Here is a 15,101-nt window from a genome sequence, read left to right on the forward strand (position 1 = left end):
AATTAGGCCACACTGGCAAACATCTGCTCCCAGCTTTTTTCAGGAGCCTCTGCCTTGGTAATGATTTCAACAATTTTATTGCGAGCCGATGGTTGAAATAGCGCTTCGACACACACTTTCGCGACCTTAGTACGGGGAATGCTGCCACTTAAAGACAGAGTGTCAGCCTTGTACATAGCGATTGGCTCTGAGTTCTCTTCGTTTTTGAGGCCTCCCGGTCGCACAATTGTGTAGGTCAACCCGCTTTTCTGAATATATTCCTCTGCTTGCTTCTTCCACACCAGAACTAGCCAGAATAGATTCAGTGGGTGCAAAACTTGAGAAGCACCAATTGAAGAAACCAGCACAAAATGCTCGATTCCCTTTGCCTTGGCGGCATCCACTAGATTTTTAGTGCCTTCGTAGTCCACCTTGTAGGGTCCAGTCGGGTCAAAGCCAGGGCTAGCACCCGTGGCGCACAGTAGAACCGTACTATCACCTAGGGCAGAAGAGAGGCTTTCTGGCTGTAAAACATCGCCAACTACCAATTCAGCGGCATCTGGTAGAATCTGTCTAGCTTTTTCGATGTCTCGAACTAACGCTCGAACAGGTATATTCCGCTGCACCAGCTCTTGTACAATCCGACGACCTGTCTCCCCCGTTGCCCCTGCTACAAATGCTTTCATTCATTTCTCCGTAAATTACCCGTGTCCAGTCTTTAGAATCGCAAGCTATGCTGAGTGGACAGAGAATTTTTTTTGGTTGGCAGTAAACTCTAACTTTTTAATTGTAGAAACTCAAAGGCGTTGTCGTCTTTTGTTGAAGAATTAGAATTTATGGAAACAATTCAGCCCATTGTGGGAATCCTGTATATAGAAAAACGGCAACCAGCGCAGGAGAGCAGGTGATGCAGTCGCAATTCTACGATCGTCAACCGTTTGAGGTACCGTTTGAGGTTAACTCAGGAATGTTGAATCCAGTATCCAGTCTCATGGATGCCGACAACGCAGCCATAGAAGCCGCGAGTACAAATGAAACGACTCGATTTCATACTCACTTTGAGAGCTGCATGGAGATGTATGCCGATGCCGAAACGGTTGCTAAGTATCTAGATACTCACCACGGTTGGTTCTGCCGCTGCGCTCACCCCATGCAAGTAGAACCCCTAGGAGAGAATGGTTATGCTTTGGTAATCGGGCGTTTTGGTGCGTTTGGTTATGAGGTGGAGCCAAAAATTGGCTTAGAACTGTTGCCACGGGATCAAGGTGTTTATCGAGTTCGGACAGTACCCGTTCCGAATTACGGGACTCCAGGCTATGACGTTGACTATGAGTCGGCGATGACATTAGTGGAAGTACCGGCAGATAGATTCGCCCCACATCAGGTATCTGCGATCACCTATGTTGAGTGGCATCTGGACTTGTCCGTTTATATTCAGTTTCCCAAGTTTATTCACAAGTTGCCTAAGTCTGTGATTCAAAATACGGGCGATCGCCTATTAGCGCAAATTGTGCGACAAGTTTCTAAGTCTCTCACCCCCAAAGTCCAGGAAGACTTTCATACCAGTCTGGGCTTGCCCGTGCCTAAAAAAGCCAAGAAAAGGGCTAATGGCTAAATCCCTAATGGCTAATGGCTAATTGCTATTAGCCATTAGCATCCTCCCAAAGGCTACATCTTGCTGATGATCCTTTGCAAAATTTCCACACCGCTGACAGCTTGCCAGCCAAACAGTCCCAAAAGCACAACATTTAAAAAAATGTGACTGTAACGCGCCCAATTGTGACCTTTTTGCATATAGGGAGAGAGTGCAGCAGAAACTGCTATCATCCCGGTCATGCCTAAGCCTGCCAGCAGGTGCGGTCCGAAAAAGAGTTTTCCATTATTGATATAGGTAACGCCCATGCCAATTAGGGTGCCTATCACCATCAACGCCAACAGCAATGAACCAACTTGGTAGTGCCGGACGTTAAACCTGCCTTTGATTAGCTCTTTTTTGGCTTCCCCTTCAGCATTGCGAGTGCGTCGGACGAGAATGCCCAGATATAGGGCATAGAGGGATGTGCCCAGTAGCACCCACATCAAGGCGGGGTGAATAAAATTAAGCCAGGGTTTAATCGATACGGGGATTTCCAAGCTCATAAGATTCGGCTCATTAAGGAACTTTATAAAACTTATCATAATGGCTGTCTACCTTTGGGTAGTCGTCATTACCGCGCCATAACCTCAGATGATTGAGTAGTAGAAAATCTGCTAAACATTGCAGGACAGGAATTTCTGAAGGAGGGCAGCTGATGTTGCCAGTCTGGTTACAGGCAGGTTTCTGGGGATTGGTGGGTGGATCGGCGTTGCTATTCGGAGCCGGGTTGGGATATTTTGTGCGAATTTCCCCGCAAGCGATCGCAGCCGTGATGGCTTTCGGTGCTGGTGTGCTGATCTCGGCGTTATCTTTTGAGCTAATGGATGAGGCTTATCGGCGGGGTGGCTTCGATTCAACAGCAATTGGTTTCTTAAGTGGTGCTGCTGTCTACACAGGGGCAAACTGGTATCTGAATTATCAGGGTGCCAAGCATCGCAAGCGCTCTGGTAACCAACAAAAATCAGAAGAAGAGGCAAGTGGGAGCGGTTTAGCGATCGCTATCGGTGCCTTGCTGGATGGCATTCCGGAATCAATTGCGATCGGGGTCAGCATGATTCAAGGAGGAGTTGTTAGCTGGGTGACGGTAGCAGCCGTTTTCCTCTCGAATCTTCCCGAAGGACTCTCCAGCGCCGCTAGCATGAAGAAAGCAGGTCGTTCAGCTCGCTATATCTTCGGCGTGTGGGCAGCGATCGCGATTCTTTCTGGTATCGCAGCGCTTTTGGGCGATGTCATCTTCAGTCACTTCTCTGAAGAAATTATCGCCGCAACTACCGCCGTGGCAGCAGGCGCAATTCTGGCAATGATATCAGACACCATGATTCCAGAAGCTTTCGAGCAAGCCCATGATTTTGCTGGACTAATCACCGTTGTTGGCTTCCTCGTCGCCTTTGTCCTCTCCAAGCTTGGGGGTTAAGCGACACCATCCTCTCAAAAGTATAATTTGAGGTGAAGTTGGCAATGCTGCGGAGGGGATCGGGCAACAGCGGTGAGTGCAAATCAAGACTTAATTAGGGCGGCGAAGCGGGGAGAACTTCAGCGGGTAAAAGCGCTAATCGCCGCTGGCGCTGATGTCAGTGCGACAGACCGGGAGGGCACCACTGCTTTGATGTTTGCCGCCCAGAACGGCTACACCGAGATTGTCAGACTTTTACTGGAGGCTGGTGCAAACGTCAATCAACTTAGACAACGATATCGTCTGACGGCTTTGATGATAGCGGCGGCAGCGAATCAGATTGACGTAGTTAGAATGTTAGCTTCCATTGGAGCTGATGTGAATGCCGCTAACGAGGATGGCAGCACAGCGCTGATGGTGGCGGCGCTGAAAGGTCATGTTGAGGTGGTGCAAATCTTGCTGGATGCGGGTGCCCAAGTCAATGTCAAAGACAACGTTGAGGATACAGCTTTGATGTTGGCGGCGCAGGAGGGCAAAACTAGCGTGGTGCAAGCCTTATTAGATGCTGGTGCTGAAGTGAATGGGAGGAGAGAGAATGATGGTGTCTCTCCCTTATTTCTCGCTGCTGGACTCGGACACGCTGAGACGGTGCAGGTTTTGTTAGAGCGAGGGGCAGATGCGAATGCCGAAACCAAAGATGGTAGAAGCCCCCTAAGACACGCTGCTGAGTTTGGTCGTTTAGAAGTGACTCAGCGGTTGTTAGCGAAAGGCGCTAATGTGAATGCGAAAGACAAAGAAGGTGAAACCGCTTTAACTCTAGCAATCGATCGAGTTCATCCGGCTGTGGTGAGAGCATTGCTGGAGGGCGGTGCTGATGTGAATGCTCAAAACTCGGATGGCGGAAGCGCGCTGATGGCTGCGGCAGCGATCGCTAACACGGATATTGTGACGGCGCTACTCGATCGCGGCGCGGATATCAATGCCAAAGATAAAGATGATGAGACCGCTTTAAACTTTGCCGTTGTCGAAGGTCATGCTGATGTTGTAGAAATTCTCCTCAACCGAGGGGCGGATGTCCAGTCGCGAAATAAGCTGGGCGATACCGCTTTGATGGTGGCAGCATTGCATGGTCAGGGGGCGATTGTGGAAGCTCTGTTAAGAAAGGGCGCGAATTCTAACGCGGGGAATCTGGGTGAGACAGCGTTAACCGTGGCAGCATCGCAGGGACACGCTGACACGGTGAAAGTGCTGCTGGAGGGTGGATCTAAGCCCAATACACGAGTCAACGACGGGAAATGTGCCCTCATCAAGGCAGCTGAGCAGGGGCACGCGGGGGTGATGCAAGGGCTACTCTCGTCGGGAGCGGATATCAATCTTCAAGATGATGCGGGTGCAACTGCTTTAATGTGGGCTGTTCAGCGGGGTCATGCGAATGCCGTGCAGGTATTGCTGAAAGCTGGTGCGGATGTGAATTTGAAAAACCGGGGTGGCTACACGGCTTTGGCGATCGCCCAAATGAATCGATACAGAGAGATCGCGCGATCGCTCAAAGCATCTGGGGCTGTAGATTAACGCTTAAAAGCCTGTAGATGGTGCCAAGGAGTAAGGAAGTAGAGTGCAAGGCGGCGACACGCGATCGCGTGCCCAGCACTCTTACAGCATTTGTTGTAGAAATCTCTGCGAATCAATATTAAGCGGTAAATCGCTAATCAATTAGTGTGGAATGCTACTTTTCCATAACGGCTTTCCCTGCAATGCCGCTGAATCAAGACGACACTCCCTGTAGCAAGCTGAGGGATCGTTTTAGCACCCGGATCGGTGTGAGCGATCGCGCGATCTTCGTGTAGTTGTAGGTTGGGTTGAGGAACGAAACCCAACACACAGAAGCATTTGTTAAGCTTCGCTCCTTAATTCAACCTACCTTTGCTCTGAATTTTTAGCTTCTTCGGGAACCGTATTAGAAACTGCCTCGGCAACCGATTGTAAGTAGCCAGAACTGGCTACACAAGAATCATCTGGGCTTAAATAAACAACACGAGTGGGAACTCAAACGAGTCTGCGCTGTTCTATCTGTTTGAGGATGGCGTAAGCGATGAAAACGCTTTAAATTTCGCAGTGAAAAACAGCGATCGCCTTCTTAAAAAGCATCAATCATTTACGTGAAATCCTCATAGATTGTAAAGGAACGATAAAGAAAAATGCCTGTTTATTTAAAGCTATCAATAAGTTACGTATAAACCCTGATATTTAATTTTAAGAAACTATAAACTTAATCTATTTTTATATAAATTTATTATAAAGCCTCAGTATAAACACCTTGCTTTAAATTAGAAGCTAACAAACTGCTTCGTTTTAACTAGGTAAATAAACTAAGTAAAATCTTCATCAGTAGAATCATGAAGTAGCGATAAAGAGCGTTGCCATTTTATTTAAAGATATCGAGAAACTACTGAGAATCTATTGTGGCTTAGAGGAGCCACTGATATATTGCGTACATTAGCTGAGCGTGAAGTATGCAGAGCTAAAGAAAAGGCATTATCTACAAACTCAATTAAACTTGCATCTTAACCAAGGAGATTTCATCAATGAAAGTAACTTCATTTTTACCTTCCGTTTTAGCAGCATCTGGCATTGCTATTACATCCTCTTTTCTAGTACCAAGCTCGGCACAAGCCTTCGGCATATCTTTTGATAGCACAAGTAAATCTTCTAATAACCAAGCCACTGGCGCATCAGCTTTTGTAGACTTCAGTTTTACTAAGGAAGGAGACAACGTTCGGCTTGGGCTGAATATCTCTAACACTACTGGTAAACCTCTTTTTGGAGAAAAAGCCACTAAGTCTAAACTGACAGGTGTTGCGTTCGATCTCCTGCCAGGTTTGTCCGTAGTTAGCAACTCCTACATAGGCGGCACGTTCTTCCCTGTACTGTTACAAAACGTTGATTTTCAGCCTTTTAGTAATAAAGTCGGTAATTTTAGCGTTGGTCTTGCTGATAACGACAACTTTGAAGGTGGCAGTCCTCAGAATGCTCTTCCTGAGGGCAAGAACACGTTTGCCAGCTTTTTATTGAGTGGTACAAACCTCGATGCTGCCACACTTGAAAGCCAGTTCCTGGCTGGATTTCAGAATAAATCCCTTCAGGCGGCAGTTCGCTTCCAAGACGTAAATGCTGGTGCTGGGAGTGACAAATTGCTAGGTGGTACTGTTACCGGAGGCGGCACCACTGGCGGCGGCACCACTGGCGGCGGCACCACTGGCGGCGGCACCACTGGCGGGGAAACCACTGGCGGCGGCACCACTGGCGGGGAAACCACTGGCGGCGGCACCACTGGCGGGGAAACCACTGGCGGCGGCACCACTGGCGGGGAAACCACTGGCGGCACCACTGGCGGGGAAACCACTGGCGGGGACAATGGTGGTTCAACAAAGGTACCAGAACCAGGCACTGTGGCAGCTCTAGCCTTAATGGTTGGAGGACTGAGAGTAGTACGCCGTCGGAAATCTAACTAAACCATTCATTGATTAAATAGTCATTGTTTCGGTAAGCAATGGGGGTTGGAAGTTTAGTTGAACTTCCAACCCTAATTTTTGCTAACAAGGTGTTTCTGTATCGGTGGCACTGTAATTTGGATAATGAATGGCGATTTTGGCGACTTTTATAGAGATTTTAGTTATAACCGAATTGTCAATTAAGGGGCTAACGTTCTATGTTCTCCAAGGAGAAAAAATTTAAAAGTGGCTTTGAGAGGAAGCTAGAGGAACTGTTTGGCTTGGACTTGCGATCGCTCGCGTTGTTTCGCATCGGTCTAGCGTTGCTCGTCGTTACCGATCTGATTAATCGTTCTAAGGATCTCAAAGCTCACTACACTGATTTTGGCATCCTTCCCCGCGCCCCACTGGTTGAACAATTCTTAAATCCTTGGTTCTGGTCAGTACATTTATTCAGCGGACAAGCTTTATTTCAAAGTTTTCTATTCTTATTTGCTGGATTTATTGCCTTTGCACTGTTAATCGGTTATCGGACAAGATTTGTCACTATCGTATCCTGGGCACTCTTAGTTTCCCTTCATAGTCGAAACCCGATGGTACTCAGTGCTGGAGACATCGAATTTCGCTTGTTGCTATTTTGGGCAATGTTTTTGCCGTTAGGGGCGTCTTATTCGGTGGATAGCGCCCTCAATTCATCCTCAAAAGCTTTGTCGGAGCGCATTTTGTCCGGTGCAACGGTCGCCTTGACACTACAAATCTGCTTTGTCTACTGGTTTACATGGGCGCTGAAGTCCGATCCGATCTGGTGGAAAGAAGGCAGCGCCGTTTATTATGCCTTGAACATCGATCAGTTTGCGACCCCCATCGGTCAATTTTTCTTAGGATTTCCGCCGCCACTGCTCGTCTTTTTAACCTACACCACGCTGGGGATTGAGTTATTAGGGCCATTTTTACTGTTCATCCCCATCCGTACCAGCTTTTTCCGCTTGTGTGCGGTGGCGACATTTATCCTGTTACATCTCGGTTTTGGACTAGGACTAACGCTGGGTCTTTTTCCGTTTATTAGCGCGATCGCTTGGCTAATTTTCATCCCTAGCGAGTTTTGGAATGGGATCTCCCAGCGCCTGCAAACTCCGCAACGTCAGGGACTAAAAATCTACTATGACGGAGAGTGCGGTTTCTGCAAAAAGACCGTATACCTGCTCCGCACCTTCTTAGTATTGCCAGGAACGCCACTGCTTTTAGCGCAGGATGACCCGGAAATTTTCGCGGACATGAAAACGCACAATTCCTGGGTAGTGGTCGATTGGCAAGGATACAAGCATTTCAAATTTAAAGCGATCGCCTACGTCTGTCACCTATCACCCTTACTTCGACCTCTGACTCCCTTGTTGGAATGGCGTCCTGTCTTGTCTGTGGGTACGAAAGCCTACGAAATCATTGCCAACAATCGCCGCGCCGCCTCTAAAGTCACGACTCCTTTAAAGTTTCGTCCTCTGGAAGTGCGTTCTTCGTTGTTAACAGATATTATCGCCTTCCTCTTATTGCTTTGCGTCTCTTTGTGGAATCTCAGGACAATTGCTCCCTCTATCTTTAAGCTGCCAAGCGTGGTTAACTGGGTGACGCTTGTGTTGAGATTAGACCAAAAATGGAGTATGTTTGCTCCCTATCCACTTAAAGATGATGGCTGGTATGTCATTCCAGGTCAGCTTAAAGACGGCACTGAAATAGATGTTTTTAAAAATGGCATACCTGTAACTTGGGAAAAGCCGCGTCTTGTGTCTGCGACTTATCCAAACGAGCGTTGGCGCAAATACATGATGAATCTTTGGAGCAAGGACAATTCCAAATATCGTCTTTACTATGGGCGATATCTTTGCCGAAATTGGAATTCTCAGCACCAAGGGTCACAGCAGCTTGATACCTTTTCTATTTACTTTATGCGTGAAAACACCCTACCAAATTATCAAACTCCAACGGTAAAAAAGGTTCGCATTTGGAAGCATTCCTGCTTTAATCCATCCTCAGAAGATAACTAAGCTGATGTGCATTTCCAAATGCACATCAGCCTTATAGTATGCGTTTTTTCGTCGCGTATACACTGGGAGTATTCTACGTTTACCAGAATTTACCTAGACCCTGGAGGATGCAGCTACAAAAACGTAGCCTGACGGAGACAGGCTAATTCTTTAAATGGTCAATTAACCGGACTTGATATTAGACCGCGGAGGCGGTCTTTGTTCGTGTAGCTGCGACTTTAGTCGTTACGCATTATTTACTTGACGACGCACCCAGCCATTAATGGTGAATCGACTGTCTGCGAAAGCTTTAGAAGGACAAACCACAGGCAACACTTCGTGTAAATAGCGGCTCAGGAAAAACACAATGCTGTTGTTTTTCGGTTCAACTGTTTTAAACGAGTCTGATTGTACGTAAAAATTGTTTTCCACCTTACTGTCGTAAATCAGCAACTCTCCGCCAGAAAAGGGCTTCGGTTCGCGATAAAAGTAATAAACATAAGTTAATTCTCTAGTGATAGTTTCAGGGCTGCCATTATCGTTATGAATTTTGAAATAATTCCCGTCATTATGGGAAGTTAACTGACTTTCAATATCGGAAACTTTAAAAGAAGGTATCCCTAGCTTTCTGAAGACATTTGGGAGAATCGCTTTAATTCGATTGACTACCAATTCAGAAAATTCAGGGAAGTAATAGAGAACCATTGAGCGACGATAGTCAGCCTCGTTTGTTGAAGTGCTAGTAGAAACAAAGTTTGACTCTTGTTCCCAAACGTAATTAAGTAAGCGGTTCTTTTCCTCTAAAGTTAAGAAATTATCAATTTGCACATATTCAGAAGGTAAAATATTTGGTAAAAAATCTACAGATTGAGGTGGTGGCTCTTCTATTGGCGGCAAGTTTTGTTGCACGTACAGGGGTGGTTCCGTAACGATACCAACCAAGCGATCGCTCGAAAAAGACAGAGCCGCATGACCCTCATTAATGGGAATCTGAAACAAACAAGAAAATACCGCTTCCTGCTTTTGGGATTGAGCCACAATTGTCTTCAGCAGACTGTGGAGGACGGGTGAATCTGACTTGAGATAAATGGTGTACTCATGCCCTCCCGTTAGGAGAAGCTGAACTTTTACATCCTGGACGTTAGGCTGCTGTGGAGCCGATTGCATAAACGTTTCCTCTTCGATGTTGAAAAATTGAAGAAACTATCTTTGGGCTTTCTCCCTAGCTTCAGAGCAATTTTAACCAGTCGGTGCGATGTATTGACTGGTACCGATACCCAACGGGGTGCAAAAAGCCGAATCATCGCGATAGATAAATCGCGTAGATAAAAAGAGCGATCGCTTCAACGCTTGCTCACCACCCAGAGTAGTTTATTACTAGAGGGTGCGAAGATAGCAGCATGAAATTTATGAAAATTTTTGTTCCAGGTCGCCTGTGTCTGTTTGGCGAACACAGCGATTGGGCGGGAGACTATCGCCGCATCAATCCGAATTTAGAAAAAGGCTATACGCTGATCGTTGGGACTAATCAGGGGCTTTATGCCGAGGTTAAGCCTCATCCTACTCATCTGATTTTTCACGCTTCCCTGAGTGACGGCACCCGGAAAACGCTGACTCTGCCGATGGACGCCGAGGTTTTGCTTGCCGAAGCTGAAAAAGGTGATTTCTTTAGTTATGCCGCTGGCGTTACCTACCAGTTTGTGGCTCGTTACCGAGTGGACGGACTGGAAATCGACAATTATCTGACAGATTTGCCAGTTAAGAAAGGTCTTTCCTCCAGTGCTGCGCTGTGCGTCCTCGTAGCTCGTGCTTTCAATCGCGTGTATGACTTAAAGATGACCCTCCGAGACGAAATGGAGTTGGCTTATCAGGGGGAGATTACCACGCCTTCTCGCTGCGGACGGATGGATCAAGCGTGTGCTTATGGCGATCGCCCGATCCTGATGGTTTTTGATGGCGATCGCTCGGATGTCGTCGAACTAAAAGTGCCCAAAAATCTATTCTTTGTAATCGTGGATCTCGGTGCTGGAAAAAATACCCAGGAAATACTCAGTAACTTGAATCAGTGTTATCCTTTCGCCTGTAACGAATCCCAAGAGAATGTCCAAAAATATCTTGGCTCCATCAGTTCTCAAATTACTCAAGAAGCAGTTAACGCCTTGCAAAAAGGAGATGCTGAAAAAATTGGTATCTTGATGAAGAAGGCACAAACCGAATTTGATAAGCATCTAATTCCCGTCTGTCCTGAGCAATTAACAGCTCCCATCCTGCATAAAATCCTTGATTATGAACCCATTCAGCCCTACATTTGGGGAGGGAAAGGTGTTGGTTCGCAAGGGGATGGTACAGCACAATTTATCGTTAAAGACGAAGAAAGCCAGCAAAAAGTCATTGAAATTATTGAACGGGATTTTCCTCAAATGCAAGGTTTAAAGCTAACACTTCATGCACGCAAAGTTCGCAAAGCTATCATTCCAGCCGGAGGTTTCGGAACTCGTTTATTTCCAGCTACCAAGGCGGTGAAAAAGGAATTTTTCCCGATTATCGATCGAGAGGGTCGTGCCAAGCCGGTAATTCTAGCAATTGTGGAAGAAGCCATCAGCGCTGGTATAGAAGAAATCGGGATTGTAGTGCAACCAGGCGATCGCGCCCTGTTTGAGGAGTTCTTTAAGGTTCCACCTCCCAGCGAACTTTTCAAGAAATTATCGCCGCAAAATCAGGAATATAGCCAGTATCTACAAGATTTAGGCAGCAAAATTACATTTTTGAATCAAGACAAACCAGAAGGCTATGGTTATGCTGTATTCTATGCCAAAGAATGGGTGAAAGATGAGCCATTTCTGCTGATGCTGGGCGATCATGTTTACTCATCGGACACTGAAACATCATGTGCAGGTCAACTTTTAGATGTTTACAAAAAAGTTAATCAAAGTGTTGTTAGTTTGACTAAGCTTCCAGCAGAAAGCCTTTATAAATCTGGCTGTGTTACAGGCATTTGGCAGGACTCAAGCTCAATCCTTTCAGTAACTCAACTTGCAGAAAAGCCCACAATTGAGTATGCACGCCAGCATCTTCGTGTAGAGGGAATGGCAGAAGATCAATTCTTATGTATATTCGGTTTATATGTACTCACACCGAAAATATTTGAATTTCTCGAAAATAATATTAAAAACAACTTCCGCGACGAAAAAGGCGAATTTCAGTTAACATCCTGTCTCGATCAATTGCAACAGCAAGAGGGAATGACCGGATATATTGTCAACGGTAAGTGTTATGACACCGGATTGCCAGATCCCTATCGCCAGACAATGATTGATTTTAGAAATGCACAGCAGTAGTTAAAAGGGTGAGCGATCGCGATAAAGCATCTGAACCCCGGCGATCGCTACCTCCCTCTGATTCTTTCTGTGACTACTTAATGCAAGAAGTGACGGATACCTGTCAACACCATCACTAAACCAAGCTCATTAGCAGCCTTAATCGAATCTTGATCGCGCAGGCTGCCTCCCGGCTGAACAATCGCTACAATTCCCGCCGCCGCTGCTGTCCGCACCGAGTCATCGAAGGGGAAAAAACCATCGCTGGCAAGCGTGGCACCTGAGGATTTTTCTCCAGCTTGTTCTAAGGCAATTTTGACCGAACCGACGCGATTCATTTGCCCAGCACCCACACCTAAAGTAGTGCGATCGCGCGTTACAACAATCGCGTTAGATTTAACGTGTTTGCAAACTTTCCAGGCGAATAGTAATTCTTCCAGTTGTTCTGGCGTTGGTTGCTTTTCTGTGACGACTTGCCACTGGCTGGCGTTTTCCACCACGTCATCAGAAGCTTGGACGAGGAAACCACCGGCAATAACCTTAACTGTATTTTCTGGCCCAGCTGCCAAGTCTGGCAAAGTCAAAACCCGCACCTTAGACTTAGCCGCCAGAATTTCCTGTGCCTCTGGTTCGCATCCCGGTGCCACGACGCATTCTAAAAATGTTTTGGTCAGTGCTGTCGCTGTGGAGGCGTCAATCGGCTGATTTAGCGCCACAATCCCACCGAAAGCCGAAACCGAATCAGCATTAAAAGCTTTTTCATAAGCCTCCGACAAGCTATTTCCTAAACCTACGCCGCAGGGATTATTGTGCTTGATAATCGTCGCGGCTGGGGTATCGGGAAACTCGGCAATAATCCGCCGCGCTGCTTCCAAATCCACTAAGTTGTTATAACTCAGTTCTTTTCCCTGAAGTTTAGTCGCCGCCGCCCATCCAGACGCAACTGCCCCAGTTTGATACCATGCGGCAGGTTGATGGGGGTTTTCCCCATATCGTAGAGATTGCAACTGTTGTCCAGAAAGGTCAAATTGGGTGGGTAGGGGCGATGTATGCGCCTCGACAGGGGATTGATGGGTGAGATAGGTCGCGATCGCCCTGTCATACCCCGCCGTATGCTCAAAAGCCTCTCGTGCCCTAGCCAGACGGAACTCAAAGGACACCTCCCCGCCCTGTTGCTGCAATTCCTGCAAGTAGGCATCGTACTGGGCTGGGTTAGACAAAACTGTTAGATGTTGGAAGTTTTTTGCAGAAGCCCGTATCATCGCTGGGCCACCAATGTCAATCTGCTCAATCGCTTCCGGCAATGTGACTTCGGCTTTCGCAATCGTCTGCTCAAAAGGGTAAAGATTTACTACTACCAAATCAATCGGGCGAATTTGGTTCGCCTCCAAATCTGCCAAATCTTCGGGCACATCCCGACGCGCCAAAATCCCGCCATGAATTCGGGGATGCAGCGTTTTGACTCGCCCCCCCAAAATCTCCGGAGAACCCGTGTAATCTGAAACTTTTGTCACGGGTAGCCCAGCATCTTTAAGGGCTTTAGCCGTTCCACCACTGCTGATTAAATCAAACTCAAATTCTTCAACCAACTGACGGGCAAAATCGATTAGCCCAGTTTTATCAGATACACTCAGCAGTGCTAGACGCGCCATAACTTCTAAAGTCCCTCTTTTTCCAACCTTACTCAGGATAAATGCGATCGCTCTCATGCACAAACAGAGAACCCTGCCCTCACGGCATGGGCAGGGTTCTTGATTCAAAGCGAAGTGAGGAGTTTAAGATAACCGCTTGCCTGGTGGCAAGAAAACGGTTGGTCAGTGGTTTGCCTCAGCCACGACGCCACGCATTTCTGGTTAAACAGATGGGTGGACGCGCAGTGGTAAGCCAGTCGTAACGAACGCTAGAAGACTTGTATAACAGGTGTTTCCAAGCTAGCGATCGCTACTGCTACTACCCAATTTTGAACAGACCTTGAAGCAGTTCCAAATTGGAAATCAGCAGGTAGGCGATTCCCGCACCACCAACTCCACCAATCAGAAAATTACTCGCAAACTCGTTCCAGCCTTCCTGACTATTGAGGGCGTCTGGAGGACGGGGCGTGGTAATCGTTTTAGTGGGGTTGGGGGGATTGCTAGAAGCGTAGAGGGATAGCCCAATCGTCAAAATGATAATCAAGCCAACCGTTGACAGCAAACCTGCCAGGTTCGCGACATCTGTATCGCGCAGAGGACCCAGTTTGGCGAAGGGACCAATCAACCAATAACCATGAGCCATACCAATTTCTAATGCTCGGCGTCCGGGTGACAGCCCTTTGCGATAGGCTGGCAAGTTATTGATGTAAGCCTCTGTGAAACCGGAAGAATTAATCGGCGTTGCTAAATTGCCAATTTGCGGATCGCCAGCTTCATGGACAACTTCCCGATTTCTGGGGTCGTTACGACGATCTTTCGAGTCGCTTATTGCTTGCACTTGCATAATTTCTTCACCTTTTGATGAGCTAGTGCCACTAATTATCGTTGGGTTAAAACTGGAGATGCTTCTATCGTTTGATACAGCATTTTTTAACCAGTCTTGAAAATCCTGCGATCTTTACGGCATTGGATGGAAAAGCAGGTCAGGGAAAATGTAGATAAAGACAGCCAAGAGACTAGCCTGAAGGGATAGCCACACAATAGCCAGAACCGGAGCTAGGGAAAGATACTTGAGGAAATACTGCATGAATCATTCTCCAAAACAGTCAATAATTCAACGTAACTAGCGAATTGAGACAGGAATCTCATCTTCTTTTGCAGTCAATTCACCCGTGAGCAATTCTTTGACTGCTGCCAAAGGCCAAGTGAAGCCACTTAGCATAAAACCAACAGCCCGGGGAACATCCAGTTGGATTTCTTTATACTCTGGGTTTGCCTCTTTTTTCACCGATTGAATATAGGCACGACCAACCCAACCAATCCAACCCGCAATATACAGGAACAGAATGCTGGGAATGATAAAGTCACCGGCACGATCCAGGCGACCATCTACAACCAAGTGGGGTAAACCCTCTGGGCCACACATTGCCTGAGAATAACGTTCAAAACGCTTGCGCCCTGAATCGGGGTCGAAGTTGGTATTGCGGGCGGTTGCAGCACGTTGCTGAAAAGCCTTGGACTGGCTGCATGGCACCAGACCTGATACGTTATCAGCCGATGCCGTTGGGGCAACGCTAAACCAAATACAAAGGGCAAAAATCAAAGCCAACAATCGTTTCATGGGATTGTTTCCTTT

Annotated in this window: 14 protein-coding genes; 6 read left to right on the forward strand and 8 right to left on the reverse strand. The window is 47.0% G+C overall.

Features of this window, described 5'->3' with window-relative positions:
• Positions 1 to 2 precede the first annotated feature (2 nt).
• Complete coding sequence (locus NDI44_RS18830) at positions 3 to 665, reverse strand: NAD(P)H-binding protein (RefSeq protein ID WP_190413968.1); 663 nt, start codon at positions 663 to 665, stop codon at positions 3 to 5.
• 305 nt (positions 666 to 970) lie between these two features.
• Between NDI44_RS18830 and NDI44_RS18835 the strand changes: the two genes are divergently transcribed.
• Positions 971 to 1,594 (forward strand): DUF1997 domain-containing protein, encoded by a 624-nt coding sequence (locus tag NDI44_RS18835; RefSeq protein ID WP_347276911.1) that lies wholly within the window; start codon positions 971 to 973, stop codon positions 1,592 to 1,594.
• A 53-nt stretch (positions 1,595 to 1,647) separates the two neighbouring features.
• Here NDI44_RS18835 and NDI44_RS18840 read toward each other — a convergent pair whose 3' ends face one another.
• Entirely contained in the window at positions 1,648 to 2,118 is a 471-nt protein-coding gene (locus NDI44_RS18840) for a DUF4079 domain-containing protein (RefSeq protein WP_190413972.1), read from the reverse strand.
• Positions 2,119 to 2,270: 152 nt separating this feature from the next.
• On the opposite strand from NDI44_RS18840, the gene NDI44_RS18845 reads away from it, so the two are divergent.
• Both NDI44_RS18845 and NDI44_RS18850 read left to right on the forward strand, forming a co-directional pair.
• Positions 2,271 to 3,029: a ZIP family metal transporter gene (locus NDI44_RS18845; RefSeq protein WP_190413973.1), complete on the forward strand. Its 759-nt coding sequence runs from the start codon at positions 2,271 to 2,273 to the stop codon at positions 3,027 to 3,029.
• Between the two features lie 72 nt (positions 3,030 to 3,101).
• On the forward strand, positions 3,102 to 4,580 hold the full coding sequence (locus tag NDI44_RS18850) for an ankyrin repeat domain-containing protein (protein WP_190413975.1): 1,479 nt from the start codon (positions 3,102 to 3,104) through the stop codon (positions 4,578 to 4,580).
• Between the two features lie 137 nt (positions 4,581 to 4,717).
• Here the strand turns inward: NDI44_RS18850 and NDI44_RS18855 are convergent, their stop codons facing one another.
• Positions 4,718 to 4,888, reverse strand: a complete 171-nt coding sequence (locus NDI44_RS18855; protein ID WP_190413977.1) for a hypothetical protein — start codon at positions 4,886 to 4,888, stop codon at positions 4,718 to 4,720.
• 705 nt (positions 4,889 to 5,593) lie between these two features.
• Here NDI44_RS18855 and NDI44_RS18860 point away from each other — a divergent pair.
• Complete coding sequence (locus NDI44_RS18860; protein ID WP_190413978.1) at positions 5,594 to 6,520, forward strand: PEP-CTERM sorting domain-containing protein; 927 nt, start codon at positions 5,594 to 5,596, stop codon at positions 6,518 to 6,520.
• A 197-nt stretch (positions 6,521 to 6,717) separates the two neighbouring features.
• Positions 6,718 to 8,538, forward strand: coding sequence for an HTTM domain-containing protein (locus tag NDI44_RS18865; protein ID WP_190413980.1), 1,821 nt, complete (start codon positions 6,718 to 6,720; stop codon positions 8,536 to 8,538).
• A gap of 225 nt (positions 8,539 to 8,763) precedes the next feature.
• Here the strand turns inward: NDI44_RS18865 and NDI44_RS18870 are convergent, their stop codons facing one another.
• Positions 8,764 to 9,684, reverse strand: a complete 921-nt coding sequence (locus tag NDI44_RS18870; RefSeq protein ID WP_190413982.1) for a 2OG-Fe(II) oxygenase — start codon at positions 9,682 to 9,684, stop codon at positions 8,764 to 8,766.
• Positions 9,685 to 9,926: 242 nt separating this feature from the next.
• Between NDI44_RS18870 and NDI44_RS18875 the strand changes: the two genes are divergently transcribed.
• Entirely contained in the window at positions 9,927 to 11,855 is a 1,929-nt protein-coding gene (locus NDI44_RS18875; RefSeq protein WP_190413984.1) for a sugar phosphate nucleotidyltransferase, read from the forward strand.
• Positions 11,856 to 11,932: 77 nt separating this feature from the next.
• Here the strand turns inward: NDI44_RS18875 and purH are convergent, their stop codons facing one another.
• The 4 genes from purH to NDI44_RS18895 all read right to left on the reverse strand — a co-directional run bounded on the left by purH (position 11,933) and on the right by NDI44_RS18895 (position 15,086).
• Positions 11,933 to 13,486 (reverse strand): bifunctional phosphoribosylaminoimidazolecarboxamide formyltransferase/IMP cyclohydrolase, encoded by a 1,554-nt coding sequence (gene purH, locus NDI44_RS18880; protein ID WP_190414146.1) that lies wholly within the window; start codon positions 13,484 to 13,486, stop codon positions 11,933 to 11,935.
• Between the two features lie 298 nt (positions 13,487 to 13,784).
• Positions 13,785 to 14,309 carry a photosystem I reaction center subunit XI gene (locus tag NDI44_RS18885; protein ID WP_190413986.1) on the reverse strand — a complete coding sequence of 175 codons (525 nt, stop codon included), beginning with the start codon at positions 14,307 to 14,309 and terminating at the stop codon, positions 13,785 to 13,787.
• Between the two features lie 114 nt (positions 14,310 to 14,423).
• Positions 14,424 to 14,552 (reverse strand): photosystem I reaction center subunit IX, encoded by a 129-nt coding sequence (locus tag NDI44_RS18890; RefSeq protein WP_190413988.1) that lies wholly within the window; start codon positions 14,550 to 14,552, stop codon positions 14,424 to 14,426.
• A gap of 36 nt (positions 14,553 to 14,588) precedes the next feature.
• Positions 14,589 to 15,086: a Photosystem I reaction center subunit III gene (locus NDI44_RS18895; RefSeq protein ID WP_190413990.1), complete on the reverse strand. Its 498-nt coding sequence runs from the start codon at positions 15,084 to 15,086 to the stop codon at positions 14,589 to 14,591.
• Positions 15,087 to 15,101: the final 15 nt, after the last annotated feature.

Origin of the sequence: Trichocoleus sp. DQ-A3 (assembly GCF_039961975.1) — a bacterium.
Lineage (GTDB): Bacteria > Cyanobacteriota > Cyanobacteriia > Cyanobacteriales > FACHB-T130 > FACHB-T130.

Bases quoted from the DNA above. Each gene is read 5' to 3' on its own strand.
- NDI44_RS18830 (WP_190413968.1), bottom strand. From the start codon at position 665: ATGAAAGCATTTGTAGCAGGGGCAACGGGGGAGACAGGTCGTCGGATT.
- NDI44_RS18835 (WP_347276911.1), top strand. From the start codon at position 971: ATGGATGCCGACAACGCAGCCATAGAAGCCGCGAGTACAAATGAAACG.
- NDI44_RS18840 (WP_190413972.1), bottom strand. From the start codon at position 2,118: ATGAGCTTGGAAATCCCCGTATCGATTAAACCCTGGCTTAATTTTATT.
- NDI44_RS18845 (WP_190413973.1), top strand. From the start codon at position 2,271: ATGTTGCCAGTCTGGTTACAGGCAGGTTTCTGGGGATTGGTGGGTGGA.
- NDI44_RS18860 (WP_190413978.1), top strand. From the start codon at position 5,594: ATGAAAGTAACTTCATTTTTACCTTCCGTTTTAGCAGCATCTGGCATT.
- NDI44_RS18865 (WP_190413980.1), top strand. From the start codon at position 6,718: ATGTTCTCCAAGGAGAAAAAATTTAAAAGTGGCTTTGAGAGGAAGCTA.
- NDI44_RS18870 (WP_190413982.1), bottom strand. From the start codon at position 9,684: ATGCAATCGGCTCCACAGCAGCCTAACGTCCAGGATGTAAAAGTTCAG.
- NDI44_RS18875 (WP_190413984.1), top strand. From the start codon at position 9,927: ATGAAAATTTTTGTTCCAGGTCGCCTGTGTCTGTTTGGCGAACACAGC.
- purH (WP_190414146.1), bottom strand. From the start codon at position 13,486: ATGGCGCGTCTAGCACTGCTGAGTGTATCTGATAAAACTGGGCTAATC.
- NDI44_RS18885 (WP_190413986.1), bottom strand. From the start codon at position 14,309: ATGCAAGTGCAAGCAATAAGCGACTCGAAAGATCGTCGTAACGACCCC.
- NDI44_RS18890 (WP_190413988.1), bottom strand. From the start codon at position 14,552: ATGCAGTATTTCCTCAAGTATCTTTCCCTAGCTCCGGTTCTGGCTATT.
- NDI44_RS18895 (WP_190413990.1), bottom strand. From the start codon at position 15,086: ATGAAACGATTGTTGGCTTTGATTTTTGCCCTTTGTATTTGGTTTAGC.